The following is a 20,920-nucleotide window of genomic DNA, read 5'->3' on the forward strand; positions in this document are numbered from 1 at the left end:
TGATAGAGAGGGCGCGAGCGGGGCGTTGTCAGTGCCGACGGCGATGATGGCCGCATGACGATCACGATGCAGAACTTTGCGCTCACCTGGACCGACCCGGACGGCACCCCGCGCTCCTCCGCCGTCGCCTATGACAAGCCGAGCGCCGGCAGACGCAAGCAAGGACTCGAAGACGCTGGATGCAGCGACGTGCAGATCGTGGAGACCAAGCCGGGCCAGCTGCCCGAAGCGGTGGCATCACTCCTGCCCCGGGCGGAGATCCCATTGTCTCTCCCGGACCGAGCCTGAGTTCAGGCCCGCTCGGTCCACTCCCTGAGCGTGTCGGCGAGGGCCCGTATGTCCACGTCCCCGGCCGTCACCTGCTCGGCCAGGTCAGCCGCCTCCTTGGCCGTAAACCGTGCCAGCCGGCCGCTCGCGTGCAGGTAGCCAGCCGCGACGGTGATGCCGAACAGGGCGTTGCTGTGTTCCAGCGCCGGGACGCGGCACAGCGAGTGGAAAAGCGCGGCGGCGCGGTGGTGGGGCTGGTCGTAGACAAGGCCGTCCATCACACGGAAACAGTGCCGGGCGCGGGCAGCCTCCAGGGCTCCCCAATCCGTCACGTCCGGGTCGCCCAGCTGAGTGCGGGCAAGCTCCAGCAGCCACGGAAGATCAATGGTCAGGTCCACTGCGGCAGGTCCACCCTCACGCAGCGGTTGCGCTGGGCCCGGGCTGCGGGCCGAACCGGCTGGCGAACTCCTCGCGCATTCCCGGCGTGGCCAGGAACTCAGCGCAGCCCTGAAGGAACCGCGCCTTGTTCAGGCCGTCGGCCAGGACGCGGCCGGCGTACACATCCGGATCCTCGTGCCGCTGGTGCGCCTCGCGCTTCAGCTGCTCGTACTGCTCGTCATCGATCTCGATGCGGATTTCCCTGGCCATGCCCCCACGGTAGCCGGACCCGGTCGCTGAAGGGGAGGGATGAACTGGAGTGGTCCGCGTCGATGGGCTCGCCCGCGACGGCGCTCCCCCCGAGTACGTAACGACACCCCGGGCGAAATGTCCGGATCATCACTCCTCGAGGGTGCTGGAGCGCTGTACCTCCAATTCCCGAATTGCTAGACGGTCGACGGCCAAGGCCAAGTCGGCAGAGCTGAGTCTTTCCAGGTCACCGGGGGGCAAGGGGGGCGCCTCCCCCCGTTCGACCGCTTTCAGGTATGCGCGACGCAGCTGCGACTTGAACCAGTTCGCGTCTTACTCATGTGGCGGAGGCAGAAGCCGACGCTCACATGGCGCGGCTCGTGCGAGACGCCGCCTGGCCGCCCACCCCCGACCTGTTCCGGCGCGGGCAGCGTGAACCGGCCCGGTTTCTCCTCGACCAGCCAGCCCCGCTCCACCAGCCGCTTCAGCCGTGCCCTCGCTCCCTCGACGCGGGAGGCGGACGCGCTGTCCCAGCCCAGCACCACGGCCGCCCGCCGAGCGCCGAGCCCTTCGGCGCCGGCCTCCACAGCAGCGTCCATCAACGCCTGGTAGTCCATCGACAAACCCTCGACCCCGACCGCACTGTCCCGCGCAGGCACCGCCCGGCGCGGCCCCACCGCCTTCATCTGCTTCAACCCGCCGGCCAACGCGGCGGCCACGTCCGCCTCGGCCAGCGCCTCCAGATACTGCTCCAAGCCGATCACCCGGCGGCTGAGCACCTCTTCCGCATCAGCCAGAGACGCCTGCACCCGCTCCAACTCGGCTCCGAGTTCCTCCACCCGCACTGCTGCAGCCTTCTGCCGTGCTTCCAAAACCGCCCGCATCGGCGGCATCCGCCTCCCCCACAACATCTCGGCCAGTACGGCCCAAGACTTCCGTGACAGCTGCCATCCCATGCCTGAACAGTAGAAACCGCACACGAGGTTCGGAAAGAGAACGACCTCAAACACGGTGAACGCCGTAGCGGTTGGGATCCTGGGCTATCTGGCGTTATCGGATGGGTCGGCGGCCGGAGCGCCGGGACCAGCGCACCGCGATGAAGGCCACAGCGGCCACGAGGACCACGATGCCGATGATCAGCAGATAGCCCAGCCCCTCCACCACCACGCCGACGATTCCCAGCACGACGGCGACCAGAACGAGAAACAGGAACAGAGCCATGACACGAACACCTCCTTCGGAATGAGCACGCGACGGTCAGCGGCGCGCGAGTTGCCTCTCGCCGCCCGCGCCCGGCTGGTAGGTCAGGTCATAGTGCTGGAAGATCGCTTCCTCGGCCTCGGCGGGCAGGATGTCGTCCATGCCGACCGTGGGCGCCTTCTTCACCAGCGCCTTGTCGTAGGAGACCTTGACGTAGTCCGGTCCCAGGATCGCCTCGTCGAGGGGCACGAAGGCCAGCTGGTGACGGGTGGGAAGTCCGATACGGACCGTGGCCATGGCCGGTTCGTCGGTGGTGGTGTCTACGTAGATGGCTTCGAGCACGCCGATCTTGCGGCCCTTGGGGTCGACGACGCTGCGGTTGCGCCACTCACGGATATCGGCTGCATGGATCATGGTCTGTCCGTCTCACTCTGCTCTGTCATCTGGTTCGGTCAGCACAGCCTCGTCACCCTCGCCCTTGCCGGCACGGGCAGGCGTCAGCCCATCAGCATGGCCCCCTGGGAACGGATCGCGGTGATCGCTTCGGTGAGCTGGCTACGGCAGCCTGCCCACATCCTCTGGCCCCGCCGCCGCAGCGGCCGGGCCCTCGACGTCCTGCCTGTTCCGATCGTCTTCGCTCACCCCGTGAAGGGTGCCCCGAAACCGGTTCCCCCAACGCCCCGTCCGGACGCAGCCGCGTCCGACATGGCCCCCGTACACCGTCCGCCGACGGGAGGGCCACCCCGTCGCCGAGGCGCGCGAGGTCAGTGGACCCAATCGGTGCACCCACCCAGCTCGAAGGAGCGGTCCGCCGGCGGCGCGTCCTGCCATTGCGCCCGCCTCTCCTGGAGCCTGGTCACGTCCGAGGCGAGCTCGGGCAGCTCCTCGCGCAGCCGGGCCGCCCACCCTTCGGACATAACCTGGCCGTTGACGTACAGCTCCCCGTCGACGCCGCCGACCGCCACCAGCACCCCCGCGCTGCGAAGGAATCACCATCGCGCCGACTGCCCCGGAAACCTTCCTCTGCCGCCCCAGGGCCTCGGCCGCAGCCCGAGCCCGGGCCGCCGGAACCGCCGCCTCATCGACCGGCGGCGGGTCCGGCGGCCCGGGCGGCTCCAGCATCACCACTGACGTCATGGATGGCAGCTCGGACCAGCACTGTCGTGGCCGCCCTGCTCGCCGACCTCGTCAACACCGCGCGATACCTCACCCACCGGAGGGGCGGCTGAAAAGGCTCCCTACGTTGTTCTGCGGGATATGGTGAGCCCTCCGTATGGTTGACCCGCCCAGGGGTGCCGGGTGTGCTTCAAAAGAGTTATGTCGGATCCGTAGCAGTCACCGGACGTTTGGTGAATCGGTGCCACCAGTGACGGCGCCGAGGATGCACTGCACAGCCCAGCCGGAGGCCGAGCAGCAGATAACCCAGAAGAGCACCTGTGGTGTTGAGCAGAACGTCATCGATGTCGAAGGTACGCCCGATGATCAGGGCGCCTTGGACGAGTTCCACGAGGAGCATCACGAGAGCGGTGACCACCGCTACCCGGACCAGCCCTCGCGTTCGGGGCACCAGCACCGGCAGCAGCACACCGAACGGCACACCCATCACGATATTGCCGCCGAGCTGCTTGACCGTGTCAAGGGACGCGGGCTGAGCGAGATAGGCACGGATGGAGTCACCAGGGCGCAGATTACTGTGCGTCAACGGCACGGATGCCGCCGACGGTTCCAGCGTGAGCCGGGCCAGTACCACCGCGAATCCCACCATCGCCGCGAAGGCCAGCAGCATGGCCAGTACCCGGCCGAGCACGGACAGGGGAGGTTTTCCGGGAACCCGGTCCCCGGGTTCCGTCGCGGTCTTGTCACGAAGGACCATCCGCGCCATTACAAGCTCCTAGCCACATTGGTTTGCTTGGACGTTCCGATACCCGCGTCGTGAAGCGGCAGGCGCTGCGCGGGGTTCGGTCCGGTCCGAAGATGTCGTCGTGCCCAGAGGCAGTTGGATGAGCATGCGACTCAGCAACGCGTCGTCAGGCTCCTCAGCGACCGGGGCGGGCAACTGGCCGCCGACGGACCGGTCGAGTGTGTCACGCTCTCAGCCTTTTCCACCCTCACGAGTGCCGACGCGGGTCTTCTGTGGCATGCGACGTGACGCGACCGGGCAGCGGTTGATGTCAGCGGCACTGGCTACGGTGCCTGGCGTACTGGTCGTCGCTTTGCCGGCCGGGGGGGTGCCTGGGGGCCAGGGAATGGAGTGGCTGGCCGATCGCGACGAGAGCTGGGCAGCTTATGCCCTGTCGGTCATCGACGGCGGAGTTTGGCCAGTTCGGCGTTGAACTGGGCCCCGGTGAGGAGGGCCAGGTTGGACAGCCACAGCCACACCAGGAAGACGATGATCCCGGCGAGCGATCCGTACAGCCGATTGTACGTGCCGACGTGCGAGACGTAGAGAGCGAAGCTGGCGGAGGCGACGAGCCACAGGGCCACGGCCAGAGCGTCTCCCACAAGCCTCTGCCGCACCCCACGTGTCCCAGCCGGGCCCGAGCGGAACAGCACCAGCACCATGATGGCGACCAGGCACAGCAGGAGCGGCCATTTCAGCGCGTTCCATGCGGTGCCGGCCATGCTGCCCATGCCTACGAGCCGGCCGACGGTGTGGGCCGCTTCGCCGGTCAGGATGAGCACCAGGGCACTGGAAACCAGAAGCATCAGCAGCACCACGGCGGTCATCACCAGCCGTGGTGCCGTCCTCCACGCCGGGCGCAGATCCTCAACGCCGTGCATGACGTGCAGGGCCCGGCGGAAGACCCCCAGATAGCTGGAGGCGGACCACAGAGCGCCGATCATGCCGAAGACGGCCAGCGTCCAAGCAGCTGTGTGCTGCTCCGCCATGCCCTGCAACGTGCTCTGCATGACGGGGCGGGACTCGGCCGGCACGACAGCGATCACGTTACCGATCAGGTTGTCCGTGGTCGAAGCGCCGACGATTCCCAACAGTGAGACCGTGACAAGGAGCGTCGGGAAGAGCGCGAGCACCGCGTAATAGGTGAGGGCGGCAGCGAAGTCGGTCACGTTGTCGTTCCACACCGAGGCGGGGGTCCGCCGCAGAGCGGTACCGATGTGCTGCCAGCCCGGCAGGTCGCGCGCGTACGTCGGGGGCGGCAAGGGCGCTTTGGCTGCCTGGCGTGTCTGCAAGTTGTGTGCAGGCGGCTCTGTTTCGGAGCGGGGCAGCGGTGCGCGGTCGGCACCGCCCGGCTCGAACGCAGGCGTTGGCGAGCTGCTCATCAGACGGGCGCCTCCCCCTCGTGCCATGTACCGTCGTCCGGCTCCTGTCGGCAAGGTTCCCCGACGAGCCGTTCGTACGTCACCCCGGGCGGCACGCTCCTCTCACCGACGCGCGATCTGCCTGGAGATACCGGCATACCCGCATCTGGTCGTGCCGCAGAACTTATCCGCTGCTCCGCCGGACAGCCAACTCCCTCACCTTTCAGGGCTTCAAGATCAACAACTGGCGGCTTTGGCGCTTATCTCTCGCACGCCGGGCTGGTATAGACACGGGCCGAAGCACTGTGCGACGCCCTCACCAGCGCCGACCGCGTGCACAACTCACCGGGCCTCTCAGCGCCTGATCGCACGGTATTTCGCAACCTGCCGCAACCATCACCGCCTGGAGGCGTCAGCGACTACGTTTCCAATCCATGCGAGCCTGGATCCATCGTGTGGCAGAAGTTCCGTGGGACTATGTAGCCGTCGCCCGGTTCAAGGCGCACGCGAAGGCAGCGCAGCCGGTGGCCAGCAGCGACGTAGCGGCGCACATCCTCGGTGTGGGGGCAGGGGTCTGCTGCACGATCGGGTGACATCTGAACTGGCTTGCCCTGTGGGGCGGATGGGACGGATGTCGCTGTGCCCAAGCCTTATCCGGAGGAGTTCCGCCAGGACGTCGTGCGGGTCGCGAGGAACCGCGGGCCGGGTGTGACGGTCGAGCAGGTGGCCACCGATTTCGGGGTCCACCCGATGACGTTGTGGAAGTGGATGCGTCGAGCGGACGTCGATGACGGGTCCAAGGCCGGGGCGACCAGCCAGGAGAGCGCACAACTGCGGGAAGCCCGTCGGCGGATCAAGTTGCTGGAGCAGGAGAACGAGGTCTTGCGCCGTGCCGCGGCCTATCTGTCGCAGGCTCATCTGCCGGGAAAAGGATCTACCCGCTCGTGAGGGAGCTGGCCGTGGACGGGGTGCCCGTCACGGTTGCGTGCCGGGTGCTGAAGCTCGCCAGACAGCCCTATTACCGCTGGCTGGACCAGCCGGTGACCGATGCCATGCTGGAGGAGGCGTATCGCGCGAACGCGCTGTTCGACGCGCACCGTGACGACCCGGAGTTCGGCTACCGCTTCCTGGCCGACGAAGCGCGCGGCGCCGGGGCCGTGATGGCGGACCGGACTGCATGGCGGATCTGCCGGGACAACCGCTGGTGGAGCGTGTTCGGCAAGAAGCGCGGCAAGGGCAAGAAGGCCGGCCCACCAGTGCACGACGACCTGGTCCACCGTGACTTCACCGCGACCTGCGCGAACCGGCTGTGGCTCGCCGACATCACCGAGCACGCCACCGGCGAAGGCAAGCTCCATCTCTGCGCGATCAAGGACGCCTTCAGCAACAGGTTCGTGGGCTACTCCATCGACGAGCGGATGAAGTCCCGCCTGGCCGTGGCCGCCCTGGACAACGCCGTGGCCCGGCGTGGAGACGTCGACGGGTGCATTCTGCACAGCGATCGCGGGTCGCAGTTCCGCTCCCGGAGGTTCGTCCGGGCACTCGACCGCCACCGGATGGCCGGATCGATAGGGAGGGTCGGAGCTGCCGGCGACAACGCGGCCATGGAGTCCTTCTCCAGCCTGCTGCAGAAGAACGTCCTCGACCGCCGTGTCTGGGCCACCCGCGAAGAACTCCGGATCACGATCGTGACCTGGATCGAGCGGACCTACCACCGACGCCGCAGACAAGCCTCACTCGGCCGGCTGGCCCCCATCGGATTCGAGGCCCGTCATGACCACGCCGACCCTCCAGGCCGCGTGACCGAACCTGTCACCCGAACCTGCATCAGACCCTTTCCTTTCCTGTTCGAGGCATCGTCGGGGTCGTCATCGGTCGTCAGGAGGTTCAGGCCTAATTGTCCCTTGGAATAGCCGGTAACTACGGGTGATGGACGGGCGATGCCGTGAACGACGAGCAAACTGGAAGCACGCCGGATGACGAAGAAGAAGGGCCGAGGGAACCAGACAGCGTGACGGCGGGCGCGGACGACGCGGCGAAGGTGCCGGCGCAGAGCACCACCCCGCCGCCGGCCTCCCGCCGCTCACCGCGGCCCGACGTCGCCTTCCCGCCCGTCGACAACGGCATGGACTACCTGGTGAGCGTCTTCAAGCACCTCACCGAGGGATCTGTCCCGCCCGGACCCCGGGACCTCAAGTACACCGTCCTCCACCTTCAAGCGGCGACCGAGGTACTACTCAAGGCCCGTCTCGTGGTCGAGCACTTCAGTCTCGTCTTCGCTGACCCGGCCAAGGCCACCCGCGAGGCATGGGAGAAGGGCACCTTCGTCAGTTGCACCACAACGGAGGCGATCGAGCGTCTGGAGAACATCGCGGGCATCATCGTCAGCGAGCGCGACAAGAAAGACATCAGGAAGCTCGCCGAAGCGCGCAACGCCCTCCAACACTTCGGGCTGACCCAGACGGCCTACGCCATTGAAGCGGGCGCGGCCCGGGTCCTGAACTTCCTGCTGCCCTTCATCCATCTCCACCTCGTGCCACAACTCGAAGAGGCCCAGCAGCTGGGCGTCGAGCGGACGATGGACACTCTGCGGCTCAAGCTCGTGGCCATCCAGTCCCTGGTCACCGCACGGATGAAATCACTGAGGGCCGAACTCGACCCCCACCGCGAGACCACGGTGGAGTGCCCAGACTGCCGTCAGTGGGCCATGGTCGCCGACGGCGCAAAGGACGGCCCCACCTGCCGGTTCTGCCATCAGGTATGGGGCGGACCTACCAGCGCCGCGGCGAACTACGCCTTCATGGTGCTAGGGCAGTTGGAGTGGCTTGAGGTGGCCAACGGCGGGCAACCGCCGGTGCGCGAGTGCCCTGAATGCGGGGACACAGCCCTGGTACTCGACGCCATCACAGCCGCTTCGAAGCCTGCCGCCCAGCCGCTGTGCTTCGGCTGTGGAACGCACTTTGACGGCCTGCGCGATTGCGAAGGCGGCTGCGGGAACGTACTGAGCACCGACTCAGAACAGAGCTTGTGCGGAGACTGCGTCGACACCGCCTCCAAGAACTTCTGACTGGGCACAACACCACCGGAGAGGCACCTTGTGAGAGAGAGTGAGCAGCCCGCCAGGGACGTGGAGCGACTGGAGCGACCGGAGCCCGAGAAAGAGGGCGCGGCCGACCTGGTCGTCTACGACGGCGAGTTGCTGCCCGCCGCCGACACCGCGGCGCCGGTGCGCTACCTGGTCACCCAGCACACCATGCTCAGGCCCGGGGAGCTCCCGCCGCGCGCCGACGAACGCCCGGCATGGGGTGACCACGACTTCCGGCTGACCGACGAGGACATGGCCGACCTGGACGAGCCGGATCTCGCCGAGAACACCGTCATCAACCGGGACTCCACGGTGCGCGCCTTCAAGGCATGGTGCGCGCAGCAGAAGCCGCCGCCCCTGCCGCACCCGTGCACCACGAACACCTACACCCGCTACGGCCTGCACCTGATCCGCCAGGGCAAGGCGGGGAAGTACGTGCCGGACAGCGTCGGCAAGTACATGTCCCGGATCTGGAACTGGCAGCCGGTCGACCTGCGCCCCGACCCCAGCCACTTCAAGGCCCGCCTGCGCGCCTGGCGCAGGGACTGGGTGGCGGCCGGCGGTGAGGTGAAGCGGGCCCCGGCCGTCACCATCGGCTACAACCTGCGGATCATCGACGCGATTGACGAGACGACGAACATCGGCAAGCGGGACGCGTTCCTCGCGGCCCTGGCCTACGTGAACCTGCACCGCGAGATGGAGCTCGCCGACCAGCTCGTCAAGCGCCTGACGGTCCACCCCACCGGCCTGTTCGTGAAGACGGCCATGTCCAAGACCGACCAGACGGGCAAGGGGGCCGGCCGGTTCATCCAGGACCGGGAAGACCTCCAACTCGTGCGCCGCGCCCGGGCGTGGCTCGGCGTCCTGCGCGAGCTCGGCGCGGACGGCCCCGACGACCCACTGTTCCGCGCCCTCACGAAGAAGGGAAAGCTGCGGAAGTACCCCGAGGACCGCAAGCGTGGGACGAAGATGCGTCAGGGCTCCCTCAACGAGCGGCTTCAGATGCTCGCCGCTCGTGCGGGCGTGCCCTACATCGACGGCAAGAAGGTCACCTCTCACTCCTGGCGGGCCGGGGCGAACACCGACATGATCAAGGCGGGCGTCTCCCTCCAGGAGCGCAACCAGGCCGGCCGGTGGGCGGAAGGTTCCACCACCGCCGACACCGTCTACGACCGCACCCACGGCGTCGGGCAGCGTGACCCGCTCGCCGCAGTGCCGCTGTACGGCGGGGCCGCCGCCACCGCGGTGGCGCATGCCCGCGCCCAGGCGGGTGGCACCAAACCGACCGAGAGCTGAGAGGTCAATCTCGGCCTGTCTTGTCCGTGCGGGTCGTGATAGCCGTATCGTGGATGGCGCCTCCGGGGTATGCCGACAGCTCCCCCGGAGGCGCCCCTTTTTCAGGCCTTGGCCGCTGCGACCTCACGCGCCCGGCCGGACAGCTCCCGCACCGAGCGGGAGCCCGCGTACGGGGCAAGTTCAGCGCGCATCGTGGCGAAGTGGTCGTCACCGCGGACGGACGAGACATGCTCGTACTCGTCCAGGAACCGCCCCCACGACTCGCACGACGCGTCCAGGTGCCCGTATCGCAGTTGACGCTGCGCCAGCACCGCGTGAGCATGCACGCGGCCTTGCCGTTCGTTGGCCGGCTGAACCCGAATGGATTGCTTCATTGCTTCGATACTGCCCGCGAGATTGCCTTCCTCCATCAGCACGTGGGAGACGTGAAAGAGGTAGGCGGTCTGGTCGTAGCCGCCGATCGCGTCACGCCGATTGTCGGCCTTTGAGAGTGCCACCTCCGCCTCGCGAAGCCGGGCGTGGGCCTGGCGGCGGTCACCGACCATCGACGCCGCATGAGCCTGTTGACCCCGCAGGAACGCCACCAGACGGGGGCCGGCAGACGGTGCCGCCTCGGCCGCGGAATCTGCCAGCTCCAGAGCCATGCGCCCCTGTCGGAGGTTTGCCGCCTGCAGGGACATGCCGCGCAGCGTGCGGCAGTACGTGACGTGGTCGTTCGCTTCGTCGGCGAGCTTGAGCGCCCTCACGTAGTACTTCTGTCCCAGGCCGTGAGCCTTCTCGTACATCGCCATCCAGCCCGTCAGATACGTAAGGTCCGACGCGGCGGCGAGCATATCCAGCTTCACCGACTCGGAGGCCTGCGCCTTGAGCCATGGGCCGACGGTGTTGACGAGGAACGCGGCCGCCATGGGGCGCGCGTGGCCTGCGCCGAACTCGTCCAGAATGTCGGCGATCCTTGCCGTCATGGAGCGTACAGAGGCGACTTGTGAGGCACCGATTCGGGTTGTGGCCTTACCGGGCGTGATCGGGTCACTGGCGGCACGCGCGGCTTGCTGGAACGCGGGAACCGAAAGTGCAGCGGAGAAGAGGGTCGCGGCCACGACGGCACGACGGGATGGGTCCATATCCGCCCTTCCTAGGTCGATCAACTCCTCAACAGTGTCGACCGGTTCGGAGCCATCGGAGGACACCGCGGGTTGAAGGCCAGCTTCCGCGTGAGTCACCGGCCGCCCTAACCGAGCGGACAACGCCTCAAGAATGAGGGGCCTTACCTCGGGCTTTGGCGGCGTACCGGCGATCCAGTGCGAAACGGCCGTTCGGTCGTACGTCAGTTGCAGCCCGGCCTGCGGACCGAGCCTGTTCACCTGCTGGGCTAGTTGCGTGCGCGTCCATCGTGCCTGCTCAAGCAGCCTGTCTAGGGCAGGGTTGGGCGTGCGTTTTTTCGTGGCCATGTTCTCAACTCCCGACAGCTCCATGGCGTTCACGGTGTTCACGGTCCCACCTCTTATCAACGGTACCCGCGGACAGTGACCGCGCGGTTACCTCTTACGAGTCAAGGCGCCGCTCCAGGCCTTGAGCACAAAGGTGACCAGCGCACCACCGTCGAAGCCGAGAGTGCGTGACCGAGCACAGAAACCAGGGAGTCCCCCCGTGAACGCGCCCCCAACGCAGCAGTGCCCCACTCCGTCGGACGCCGACGTCTCGGCGCCCGAGACGGGTGACGAGCGCACCCAACCGCACCCGGTCAGCGCCACGGTTGCCCTGTTACCGCTGATGACGGAACCCGAGACGCCCCGCTTCTACTGGAACACCAAGCTCCTGGCCAACGAGGCATCCGGCCCCAACGCCCGGTTCAGAGCGCGCTCCCGCCTCACCGTGGCCCGCTGGTCCGGGGATGTCGACCTCGCCGGGCAGATCATCGACAAGCTCGTGGACAACGCGGCCCGGCACGGCAAGCCGTTCAGCGACGGCTGCGTAATCGTGCAGCTGACGGTGCTCAACGAGACGGAAGAGCTCTGCATCGAGGTGGACGACGCTGAAGCCGCCTTCCCCGACTTCGACGCCATCGTGTCCGGCTCCCACCCGCACGGCCGCGGCCTGTGGTGGGTGCAGAACTACGGCGGCCGTCTCTCGTGGGACTTGAAACGGGACGACGACGGGCGGGTGGTGGGCAAGACGGTCACCGCGGTGATGAAGCCTGTCGGCTGGAGGGAGTCGGCGTGAACGCCACCGAGCAGCTGCCCCGCCGCGAAGTCGCCCCCAACCGGGACCTGCCGGACGCGGCCCCGGTCGGCTTCACCCAGACCAGCGTGGCCGTCGACCCGCAGCGCGTCGCCCCCGACATGGCCGACCTCGCCGCCCGCGTGCGACAACTGATGGCACTCCAGCGACGGGACGTGCTGAAGCTCCCGCTCGGCGGGCAATTCTTCGACATCGTGGTCACGGCCAGCGGCCCGCAGGCCTACGCCGCCGTCAAGGTCATGGACGGCATCCAGCAGACCCGACCGGACCAGCCCGACGCGTGCGGCCCGGTCATCGAGGACCCGCAACGGTCCTGGCTCATCTGGCTCGTCCCGCCCGGCACCAGCGATCAGTGGGCGGCGCACCGCGACGCCCTGTGCCTCGGCCGGCCGTACCACATAGCGCTGCCGCCGATGACGATGACGGAGCCGCCCGGCCCGTACTGGCTGCGCCCCTGCCGCGGTGACCGGCTCGTCCCGCCGACGGCGCTGCGCCAGCTCCTGGACCAGTTCCGGCCGGGCCCCGCACCGCACGAAATGCTCCTCGGATCCATGCTCGGCACGATCTCTTGATCTCCGCGTGCTGCGCGCATTTACACCTCCCGAGCTCGCGCCACACGCGGCCACCACCTTCAAGGACTCGACGTGTTGACTCCTCTCAGACCCCAGGCCCGTGCCGCCCGGCTCGAAGTGCTGCGCAGGGAGTACATGGGCCAGATCACCGCCACCGCAGTCCGGCAAGGCCGCCCGCTGCGCGTCGCCCCGTACGTGCTCGCGCAGCCTGGCCGCGAGCGTGCTGCGGACGTCGAGCTGATCGCCCGCTAAGCCGCAGAGATGGGCTGGCAGGTCACGCGGAGCACGTTCGCCGACCTGGGGCAGCCGCTCCCCCTCGCCCAGCGGCCCGGGTTCGTGGCGGCCTGCCGGTACGCGGCGCAGGGCTTTGCCCACGGCATCGTCGCCATCGCCCGGCCTGCCACCACCACCGACAACGACTCCTACGCGAGCGTGCTGGAGCGCCTTCACCAGCGCGGGGTGTTCCTGGCCTACCTCCCGGCTGAGCCTGAGCCCACCCCATGACCCCTGCTCCTCATCAGCCGCGTCGTTCCGTGGTCGCGGCGCGTCGCACAGCGGTGACGCGAGAGGCTACGGCAAGCACTACCGGCACACCGAGGAGAACCGATGAGCAACGTTCTGACCACCGATCACCCCGCCTGGCAGGCGTACGAGGACGGCACACGCGCGCGTGCCGTCCGCACAGCCTCCGGCATCTGGATCGCCTCCCACGACCGGGACGGCCTGCACCTGAAGTGCGTGGACGGCACCGAGGACAGCAAGCCCGAGTTCGTCGCCACCGACCCCGCGCACCTTCCCTGCGTCCCGGAAACCCTCCTGGACGGCCTCACCGAGCTCGGCGTCACCCAGCGGCTCGCGAACCCGTGGCTGTGGGACGCGATCACAACGGCGATCCTGCGGCAGGTCATCCGAGCCGACCAGGCCCGCAAGGTGTACCGCGCCTGGTGCAGCGCCTACGGCACCACCGTTGAAGGCCCGCACGGTCCGCTCTCCGTCGCGCCCGCGCCGGACGTGGTCCTCGACCTGCCCGACGAGAAGTTCGCCGCCGTCGGAGCGAAGTTCCACCGCACGACCCTGCTTGCGGCCGCGGAGGAGTACGAGCGCATCCACCGCGACTGGGAAGTCTTGCACGCCGCCCACCTGGCCATCGGGCTCACCCGTATCCCCCGCGTCGGTCCGTGGACCGCCGCGGCCGCCGCGGCGGACTACACCGGCGACTTCAGCGCCTACCCGCACGACGACCTGGCCGTGCGCACCTGGGCCGCCAAGATCGCCCCTGACTACGCCTGGCCCCCCAAGAAAGACAAGGCGTTCGGTCCCCTGTGGACCGGCTGGGCCAAGGGCGACCGCACCGCTCTGCACACCCTCACCCTGGCGACCCTCACCTGGGGGGCGCATGCCAGATGACATGGAGGACCCATGCAGCCGTTACCGCTGATCGCGGGCGCCGACGACCGTCACACACTCGACGCCCTGTTCATCAACGCTCCGCTGCGTGACTACACCGCGCGGCCCCGCACGAACGACTACACCCTGCCCGTGCTCGGCATGGCGTACATCGCCACCTACGCCCAGCAACACGGCTTCAACGTCGGTGCCCTCGACGCCGAAGCCCACGGGCTGGGCATCGAGGAGGCCGCCCGGATCGTCAACGAGGCCGCGCCCCGCTGGGCCGCTATGAACCTGCTCGCGCCCACCTACGAGATGTCCGCGCGGATCGCCGCCCAGCTCGACCCGGGCATCGCCCTCATGGTCGGCGGACACCACGCCAAGGCCATGCCGGACCGAGTCCTCGCCGACCCCCGCATGCGCCACCTGCGCGCCCTGGTCCTCGGCGAGGGAGAGCTGCGCGTCGCCGCCCTCCTGCAGGACGAGCAGAACCGGCGCACCCTGCCCGGCGTCCTGTGGCGCGATCCCCTGCTCGACACCCGGGCCGCCGGCATCCCGGACCCGAAGCGCAGCGCGGCGCTGATCGGCCCCGACATCAACAGCCTGCCGTACGTGAACCGCGCGTTCCTCCCCCAGGACCCCTACCAGGCCGCGCCGACCGCGACAGACCGCCGCCTGGCCGGCCAACGGCCATGGCTCGCCGGGCTCAGCCCCGCCGGGCACTGGGAGGCCAACATCGTCGGCAGCCGTGGGTGCCCCTACAACTGCACGTTCTGCGGCGCAGCCGTCTCCGCGAACCCCGACGTCTCGATCCGCGTGCGCTCCCCCGAGAACATCATCGGCGAGCTCGACCAGCTCCACGAGCGCCACGGCGTGACCGCCTTCCGGTTCGTGGACGACCTGTTCCTTGGCGCGGGACGGGTCATCGAGGAGCAGATGGAGGCCTTCACCCGGCACAAAATCGGGGAGCGGTACGTGTGGGACGCCACCGGCCGGATCAACGTCCTCAACCGGCTCACGGACGCCGACCTGGACCGTCTCGTCACCAACGGGCTGCGCGAGGTCGCCCTCGGCATCGAGTCTGGCAGTGACCGCATCCTGGCCGCGATGGACAAGCGGATCGACGCCGAGATGACGGAGCGCGTCGCCCGCCGCCTGGTCGCCCACGGCATCGGCGTCAAGGGCTACTTCATTCTCGGGTTCCCCGGCGAGACCAAGACCGACCTGGACGCCACCGTGCAGCACATCCGGAACCTGTGGGCCATCTCCGACCAGCACCCCGGCGACGTCCGCGCCAGCGTCTTCGAGTTCCGCCCCTACCCGGGCACGCCCGTGTGGAAGACCCTCACCGACGAGGGCGGCTACAACCCGGATGACCTCCTCGCCTACGGGGACGTCGACCTCACCCAGGACGGCGCCGACGAGTCCATGCGCCAGCGCGATGAGTTCAACTTCTCCGTCGGCATCCAGTTCGGCGACGTGCCCCTGACCGAGGTCCGGTCCACGCTCGCGATGCTCACCCGGGAACAGCACGAGCGGAACCAGACCGGTATGGGGGCGGCCGCATGAGCGAGCACCGCAGAGGCTTCTTCGTCTCGATCGACGGGCCGAGCGGTGTGGGCAAGTCCACCACGATCCGGGAGCTGCAAGGTCTTCTCGCCGCGCGGGGTGTCCCCGCTCAGTGGACCGTCGAGCCGCCCCGCGGGGACTTCCTCGGCGACTTCACCCGCACCCACGGCGGACAACTGCACTGCCTGGCACTGGCCTGCCTCGTCGCAGCCGCCCGCTACCGGCACATCGAGACCACCATCAACCCCGCGCTCAGCGCCGGCCACCTGCTCGTATCAGACCGGTACCTGGCATCAACGCTCGTGCTCCAGCGACTCGACGGCGTACCGCTGGACTTCCTGCTGATGCTCAACGACCACGCCCCCAAGCCCGATCTGGCCGTGATCCTGACCGCCGCCCCCGACACGATCGCCGACCGCATCACCCGGGCCGGCATCACGCACCGCTTCCGAGCCGACCCCGACGCACCCGCCCGGGAAGTCGAGCTGTACCGCGACGCCGCGAACATCATCGAAGACCTTCAATCGAAGGTGCTCGTGGTCGACAGCACCGCCATCCCACCTTCGGAGGTCGCGCGCCGAATCGCCGACGCGCTCCCCTCCGTCCCACTACCGTCAGATACTTCAGCGACCACCCCGACCCCCCAGGAATCATGAGCGGACAGCCGGCACAGCCCACCATCGACACCCACGTCCTTCTCCGCGACGGCGAGAAGATTCTCCTCTCGCAGAGAGGTGGACCGTACGGCTACGGGCGATGGCACCTGCCCTCCGGCAAGCTCGACCAGGGCGAACCCCTCACCGTGGGGGCGGCCCGCGAACTGTTCGAGGAGACCGATGTCCACGTCGACCCCGAGCACCTGGAGCTCCGGCACGTCGTACACCACCGGCAGGAAGATGGCTCCGACCGCATCGGCTTCTTCTTCGAGGCCACCCAGTGGAAGGGCACGCCCACCAACAAGGAGCCCGACAAGTGCCTCACGCTCCAGTGGTTCGCCGACCATGACCTCCCCGAGGACATCATCGAGTACCCCGGTGCAGGCCTGCTCGGCTGCCTCGGCCCGACCGGCGCCCTGACACAGCACGGCTGGTAGTAGCCGCACGGCCCACCGGCCGGCCCCCAGTCGGCCCCGCCCGTCCGCTCCCCCCCCCGTGGCGGATGAGCGGGGCTTTGCCGTGACCTGGAACATCTTTCGCCTCAGGTGTAACGCCTGGCGCTGCCGCTCCGTCCATATGGCATTGAGGCGTTGACGCAGAGGGCTACAGCATCGAGCCTCGCAGCACCTCGCGGAGTACTTCGCGGTCCTTCGGGGCCGTCGGCAGCCTCAGCGAGGAGGTGATCCAGTCCTGCGGGCCTGGTCCACGCCGCCGGCCTGGAGGGCTGCCAGTACAGTCGCAATTGCCTTTATCTGCTGATAACAAGCCCATAGGTCCAGGACAGCACTTAGGGGGCGCTTCCAACCAGCCGGAGAGCCGGCCGGTCCTCCTCAGCGCCGAGCATCCGACGGACCTGGGGCACGCTCCAGGCCAGTTCACGTGCAAGTTCTGTGATCGTCAGCCCGTGATCACAGGCAAGGGCGAACGCCTGGGAGAGCAAAGCGGGTTGCTCGCCGGGGTAGCCAGCCAGCGGGTCAGGAGCGAAGCCGGGCTGCCCCTTAAGGCCGTGCAGGCGCTGATAGGCGCGGCTTGCCGCAGAGTCCGACAGGAGACCGAGTTCTCGGCAGCGGTACAGCAGGGAGTGCACCGACACCCCCCACACGTCGCGCAGCTGCGACAGCTTGTGCAGGTCGGCTCGTGCGGGCAGTTCGGACAGGATCGACTCGCGGGGGGTGAGGAACTCCGCTGCGAAGGTGTCGGCTTCACGCTCCTGGGCGACGTCACCAGGGCTGGCGTCACCGTGCAGGACCAGATGGCCCAGCTCGTGGGCCGCGCTGAAGCGGTGCCGGTAGACGTCGTCGGTCCTATTCGGAGTCAACACGATCAGCGGCCGGGGAAGTAGCGATGTGGAGAAGGCGTCGACGGATCGCAGATCCTCGTCGCGCTGGGGGGTGATCACCACGATTCCGCGTGCTTCCAACCGTCGGATCAGGTGCGTGACCGGGCCGGCACCTAGGCCCCACTCGATACGCAGCGCTCGGGCGGCAGCAGCCGGGTCGCTGGGCAGTTCGGTACCCGAGAGGACCTCCCCACCGGCGAAGCCGGGCAGGTCGACCAGCGGGAGCCGGACACGCTTCTCCAGTGCGTAAGTCAGCTCCCAGACCTGTTCGGTGAACGCGATGGCTTTGGCGCGCTGGTAGGACCGCGTGCTGCGCAGGCTGCGGAAATGCGCGGCCGAGGGATCCAGCCGTGCGTGGGGGCGCCCTGACAAGAAGTACGCCAACGGCACCTCCAGAACTTCTGCCAGCCGCGGGAGGAGTTCAGGGCGGGGCCGGTTGGTCCCCATCTCGTACTGACTCACTGCGGCCGGGGTCACTCCCAGTTCGTCGGCCAGACGCCTCTTCGTCATCCCCAGCAGACAGCGCGCCTGGGCCAGCCGGGCGGGATCGAACACTTCGTGCACTGCGGCTGGGGAAGGTTGTTCCAAACCCGCGCGGCCTTTGCGAGCGCTGCGACTGCCGGGCGCGGTGAACAGCGATGGCTGGGTTTCTCTACTCATTGCCGTCTTCGATCTCGGGGATTGTCGGTTCCTGTTCGGCGGACGGGTCCTTGACGGGCTCGATGCGCGGCGCAACATCCAGCGAAGGCACCTCGCCCCCGGCCCATCTCTGCGTGGGGATAGCGGCGCCCGAATCGTGCAGATCGCGGCGAGAGCCACCGGAGTCCTGCGCGGTGGCGATGCTCATGTCGAGCCGCTCGGGCTCCCACAGCATGGTGCCGTCGTCTTCGAGCGAATGGGGCGTGCCCCACCAGGCGGCCAGAATCTCATCGCTGTCAGCGTTGGCCACATACGCGACGTAGATCACTGTCAGCTTCTCCGCGGTGGCCGCCGCGGCGGCTTCGGCCACCGTCGGGTCTGCCTCCGCGCCGGCAGCCTCGGGAGTGTCGAACAGAGTCGGTGCGGGATCGACGCCATTGTCACGGGACACCTGATGAGGGATCTTCGTGCTCACCTTCGCCCGGGAGATCGGCTCTGCCAGCGAGGTGGCATGCCGGAAGGGGATCAGTACCCGTCCGTTGACCACCGCCAGGCTGTACGAGGCGCCTTTGGGCTTGTGGGGCTCGTAGCCGGGCAGCGAAGCCAAGTCGAACTGCGAGACGACGAGGTGGTAGCGCGTGGCCCACATGCTGCCGTAAGGACGCTTGTCCTTGGCCCCGACGCCTTCCGCCGCCACCTGAACCAGACGTGCCGCCTTCTGACCACGATCCAAACCCGTGACCACATGCCGCATCACTTCTGCGGCATGCTCACCGAATTGCTCGGCGGCCCACCGTGACGGCGTGACCTCACCAGCCATGATTCCCCCCAAGGGGCTAGGCGCTTACCGAACGACCGCTAATGTAGCACCCTCGCTTAATTTCTGAGCGTCAAATTCCCACAGCTGTCGGGGAGAAGGACTTACGCGGCAGTCCGCCGACGCTCGGCCTCCACCGTGCGCCGCAGGGCCTCCAACTTGAGTGGCAGCAGCTGGCGCAGTCCGTCGTACCGCAGTCGGCCGACCCGGTACGAGGTGATCAGCCCGTTCTCCTCCAGCGGCATCCCGGGCGGACGGATCACCGTGCGCCCTTCCTCGTCGAGGACGCCGTCGTGGTTCATCCAGAGCGACACCCACAACTTCGAGGTCCCGTGGGCCCGCTGCACCAGGTCCTTGCGCACGTCCAGCCAGCGCTCCAGCGCGGCCTGGGTCAGCGCCGAGGTCTCGACCCACTCCCCCTCGCCAGTGCCGCCGCCCTGGGGGCGCCGCTCGACCTACACCGCGGCGTTGTCCTCGCCCAGGTCTGTGGTGCGCAGCTCGACCAGCTCACCACTGCGTGCCGCGGTGTCCAGCTCGACGGCGAGCAGGGCCGTCAACCGGGTCTGTGCCGGGGACTTCGCACCGCCCAGGTACCGGTCGAGCTGACGGGCCAGCGCGGACAGTGTGGCCGCCTCCGGTGCGGGCTGCAGCGGGATCTCCCCGCCGCAGCCCAGGCGTAGCGGCATCATCCCCAGCGCCTCGCGCAGCAGGTCGATGCACTTACGGCGGATCTCGTTGGTCGCCTCCGACGTGGGCGGGAAACCGCCATCCACCCGCCGGTGCCGTAGGGCCCCGGACTCCGCGATCCGCACGTACGGGCGGATCGCCCCTTCTTCCAGGAGCCGCTGCAGGCTGCGCCGAGCCGGGACCGGCAGAGCGCCCCGGTCCAGCGCCCGCTCCACCTCCCCGCGCAACATGTCTAGTTGACGCCGACGGGCCACGCTGGTGCCCAGGCCGTCGAGGAGCTGGTCGAGCGCGCGAACCGAGGGGAACTTCGACGTCTGCACGCCGCGATTGTCGCGCACCGGGCCCGGCCCGTTCGGGGAGACGGCTGGATTTCTGGACCCCCCTTTATGTGCGCGCGCACCGCCGGGCCGAGTCGGCCGTGGGAGAGACTGGACCGCCCGACGGTCCGCCCTTCGTCCGGTCGATACTCCGCCGCCGGGGCACCCGTCAGCGGCCGATGTGCTGCCGCAGGAAGCGCCGCTCCGTGTACCGGCGCATCACCCTCGCGGTTACCCGTCGGGCATGCGTTCTGCCGGCGGCTCGGGTCTGTCCGACTCCTTGCTACGAGTGGGGAGGCTCACCGGCTTTCGCAGGGACTTCCGCCGGATCCGCACCATCTGCTCGCGGTGCCGGAAGTAGTCGCGGTAGAAGTCGCGTCGGTGCTCGGACTCCTGCGGCAGCGCCGCTGGCACCAGCGCCACGAGTGTCCCGCCGAGGTAGACCCACCACGGAGCATGGACGAACGTCGAGAGGCCGAGGACGGCGCCACCCCCGATGAAGCCGGTGACCCGCGCTGTGAGATGGGGACGGCTCACTGCTTCCTCCACGGTGCCTGGGCAGGGCTTGCGGCACCCCGAGGGGATGTTGGGGACATGACAGTTCCTTGATTCGGGCGTGACGGAGTCACACGTGGACGGGCGGTCGAACTCTGGCCTGCAGGGCTGATAGCCGCGCAAGCCCCGATCCGCCCCGGGGGGGCGCCTCCCGGGACACGGAGAAGAGTGGACCGCTGATCGTGCCGGTGCGAGCTCTCGCGAATTTTCGGCAGCGGCCGGTGATGCGCTGCCAGACTTCACTACTCGGTGCACCCATTCACGTGGTCTGACCTGCGAGTTTGCATTGAATGAGCTGCACGAGGCTGCTAAGACCGTGTCCTATGTCGTGAGCCGGATAAGTCGCTTGTAGCAGCACAGGGCGGCGGCGAGGCCGAGAAAGGCCAGGTAGTTGCGTGGATCG

General features: G+C 68.3%; 24 protein-coding genes and 2 pseudogenes. 12 read left to right on the top strand and 14 right to left on the bottom strand.

What is annotated here, in order from left to right; genetic code table 11:
* Positions 1-54: 54 nt before the first annotated feature.
* Complete coding sequence (locus AC07C1_RS38505; RefSeq protein ID WP_478946789.1) at positions 55-288, top strand: hypothetical protein; 234 nt, start codon at positions 55-57, stop codon at positions 286-288.
* A gap of 2 nt (positions 289-290) precedes the next feature.
* Here the strand turns inward: AC07C1_RS38505 and AC07C1_RS38510 are convergent, their stop codons facing one another.
* The 8 genes and pseudogenes from AC07C1_RS38510 to AC07C1_RS38545 all read right to left on the bottom strand — a co-directional run bounded on the left by AC07C1_RS38510 (position 291) and on the right by AC07C1_RS38545 (position 5,256).
* On the bottom strand, positions 291-665 hold the full coding sequence (locus AC07C1_RS38510; protein WP_478946790.1) for a fic family toxin-antitoxin system, toxin component: 375 nt from the start codon (positions 663-665) through the stop codon (positions 291-293).
* A 16-nt stretch (positions 666-681) separates the two neighbouring features.
* Positions 682-915, bottom strand: a complete 234-nt coding sequence (locus AC07C1_RS38515; RefSeq protein ID WP_240871176.1) for a hypothetical protein — start codon at positions 913-915, stop codon at positions 682-684.
* A gap of 362 nt (positions 916-1,277) precedes the next feature.
* Positions 1,278-1,778 (bottom strand): annotated as a pseudogene (locus AC07C1_RS38520) (hypothetical protein); the annotation flags it as partial.
* A 166-nt stretch (positions 1,779-1,944) separates the two neighbouring features.
* Positions 1,945-2,115, bottom strand: a complete 171-nt coding sequence (locus tag AC07C1_RS38525; protein ID WP_279552442.1) for a hypothetical protein — start codon at positions 2,113-2,115, stop codon at positions 1,945-1,947.
* A 36-nt stretch (positions 2,116-2,151) separates the two neighbouring features.
* Positions 2,152-2,508 (bottom strand): PRC-barrel domain-containing protein, encoded by a 357-nt coding sequence (locus AC07C1_RS38530; RefSeq protein ID WP_478946791.1) that lies wholly within the window; start codon positions 2,506-2,508, stop codon positions 2,152-2,154.
* A 350-nt stretch (positions 2,509-2,858) separates the two neighbouring features.
* Positions 2,859-3,065, bottom strand: a complete 207-nt coding sequence (locus AC07C1_RS38535) for a hypothetical protein (RefSeq protein WP_478946792.1) — start codon at positions 3,063-3,065, stop codon at positions 2,859-2,861.
* Positions 3,066-3,409: 344 nt separating this feature from the next.
* A complete protein-coding gene (locus AC07C1_RS38540; RefSeq protein ID WP_478946793.1) occupies positions 3,410-3,976 on the bottom strand; it encodes a VanZ family protein in 567 nt (188 codons plus the stop codon).
* A 416-nt stretch (positions 3,977-4,392) separates the two neighbouring features.
* Positions 4,393-5,256: a YihY/virulence factor BrkB family protein gene (locus tag AC07C1_RS38545; RefSeq protein WP_478946794.1), complete on the bottom strand. Its 864-nt coding sequence runs from the start codon at positions 5,254-5,256 to the stop codon at positions 4,393-4,395.
* 738 nt (positions 5,257-5,994) lie between these two features.
* Between AC07C1_RS38545 and AC07C1_RS38550 the strand changes: the two are divergent.
* From AC07C1_RS38550 to AC07C1_RS38560, 3 genes and pseudogenes are all read left to right on the top strand, one after another.
* A pseudogene (locus tag AC07C1_RS38550) lies at positions 5,995-7,124 on the top strand (IS3 family transposase); the annotation flags it as partial.
* A 176-nt stretch (positions 7,125-7,300) separates the two neighbouring features.
* The gene (locus AC07C1_RS38555; RefSeq protein ID WP_478946795.1) at positions 7,301-8,422 is read left to right on the top strand and encodes a hypothetical protein; all 1,122 of its coding nucleotides are present in this window, start codon (positions 7,301-7,303) and stop codon (positions 8,420-8,422) included.
* A gap of 30 nt (positions 8,423-8,452) precedes the next feature.
* A complete protein-coding gene (locus AC07C1_RS38560; protein WP_478946796.1) occupies positions 8,453-9,736 on the top strand; it encodes a site-specific integrase in 1,284 nt (427 codons plus the stop codon).
* A 101-nt stretch (positions 9,737-9,837) separates the two neighbouring features.
* Here the strand turns inward: AC07C1_RS38560 and AC07C1_RS38565 are convergent, their stop codons facing one another.
* Positions 9,838-11,187, bottom strand: coding sequence for a hypothetical protein (locus AC07C1_RS38565; protein ID WP_478946811.1), 1,350 nt, complete (start codon positions 11,185-11,187; stop codon positions 9,838-9,840).
* Positions 11,188-11,386: 199 nt separating this feature from the next.
* Between AC07C1_RS38565 and AC07C1_RS38570 the strand changes: the two genes are divergently transcribed.
* The 8 genes from AC07C1_RS38570 (at position 11,387) to AC07C1_RS38605 (ending at position 16,600) form a co-directional block, all read left to right on the top strand.
* On the top strand, positions 11,387-11,959 hold the full coding sequence (locus AC07C1_RS38570; RefSeq protein ID WP_478946797.1) for a hypothetical protein: 573 nt from the start codon (positions 11,387-11,389) through the stop codon (positions 11,957-11,959).
* The gene (locus tag AC07C1_RS38575; protein ID WP_478946798.1) at positions 11,956-12,549 is read left to right on the top strand and encodes a hypothetical protein; all 594 of its coding nucleotides are present in this window, start codon (positions 11,956-11,958) and stop codon (positions 12,547-12,549) included. Before AC07C1_RS38570 ends, AC07C1_RS38575 begins: the two co-directional genes overlap by 4 nt.
* Before the next feature lie 75 nt (positions 12,550-12,624).
* Positions 12,625-12,801 (top strand): hypothetical protein, encoded by a 177-nt coding sequence (locus tag AC07C1_RS38580; RefSeq protein ID WP_478946799.1) that lies wholly within the window; start codon positions 12,625-12,627, stop codon positions 12,799-12,801.
* A gap of 9 nt (positions 12,802-12,810) precedes the next feature.
* Positions 12,811-13,053, top strand: a complete 243-nt coding sequence (locus AC07C1_RS38585) for a hypothetical protein (RefSeq protein ID WP_478946800.1) — start codon at positions 12,811-12,813, stop codon at positions 13,051-13,053.
* A gap of 102 nt (positions 13,054-13,155) precedes the next feature.
* Positions 13,156-13,956, top strand: coding sequence for a DNA glycosylase family protein (locus AC07C1_RS38590; RefSeq protein ID WP_478946801.1), 801 nt, complete (start codon positions 13,156-13,158; stop codon positions 13,954-13,956).
* Between the two features lie 12 nt (positions 13,957-13,968).
* A complete protein-coding gene (locus tag AC07C1_RS38595) occupies positions 13,969-15,507 on the top strand; it encodes a B12-binding domain-containing radical SAM protein (RefSeq protein WP_478946802.1) in 1,539 nt (512 codons plus the stop codon).
* Positions 15,504-16,163 (top strand): dTMP kinase, encoded by a 660-nt coding sequence (locus AC07C1_RS38600; protein ID WP_478946803.1) that lies wholly within the window; start codon positions 15,504-15,506, stop codon positions 16,161-16,163. Before AC07C1_RS38595 ends, AC07C1_RS38600 begins: the two co-directional genes overlap by 4 nt.
* Positions 16,160-16,600 (top strand): NUDIX hydrolase, encoded by a 441-nt coding sequence (locus AC07C1_RS38605; protein ID WP_478946804.1) that lies wholly within the window; start codon positions 16,160-16,162, stop codon positions 16,598-16,600. Before AC07C1_RS38600 ends, AC07C1_RS38605 begins: the two co-directional genes overlap by 4 nt.
* 350 nt (positions 16,601-16,950) lie before the next feature.
* Here the strand turns inward: AC07C1_RS38605 and AC07C1_RS38610 are convergent, their stop codons facing one another.
* From AC07C1_RS38610 to AC07C1_RS38630, 5 genes are all read right to left on the bottom strand, one after another.
* The gene (locus tag AC07C1_RS38610; protein WP_478946805.1) at positions 16,951-18,162 is read right to left on the bottom strand and encodes a helix-turn-helix domain-containing protein; all 1,212 of its coding nucleotides are present in this window, start codon (positions 18,160-18,162) and stop codon (positions 16,951-16,953) included.
* Positions 18,155-18,961: a hypothetical protein gene (locus tag AC07C1_RS38615; RefSeq protein WP_478946806.1), complete on the bottom strand. Its 807-nt coding sequence runs from the start codon at positions 18,959-18,961 to the stop codon at positions 18,155-18,157. The genes AC07C1_RS38610 and AC07C1_RS38615 overlap by 8 nt, the downstream gene beginning before the upstream one ends.
* Before the next feature lie 101 nt (positions 18,962-19,062).
* Complete coding sequence (locus AC07C1_RS38620; RefSeq protein ID WP_478946807.1) at positions 19,063-19,320, bottom strand: hypothetical protein; 258 nt, start codon at positions 19,318-19,320, stop codon at positions 19,063-19,065.
* A 93-nt stretch (positions 19,321-19,413) separates the two neighbouring features.
* On the bottom strand, positions 19,414-19,965 hold the full coding sequence (locus AC07C1_RS38625; RefSeq protein ID WP_478946808.1) for a hypothetical protein: 552 nt from the start codon (positions 19,963-19,965) through the stop codon (positions 19,414-19,416).
* 228 nt (positions 19,966-20,193) lie between these two features.
* Positions 20,194-20,499: a hypothetical protein gene (locus tag AC07C1_RS38630; RefSeq protein ID WP_478946809.1), complete on the bottom strand. Its 306-nt coding sequence runs from the start codon at positions 20,497-20,499 to the stop codon at positions 20,194-20,196.
* Positions 20,500-20,920 lie beyond the last annotated feature (421 nt).

This window comes from Streptomyces sp. NPDC045022 (assembly GCF_056432605.1).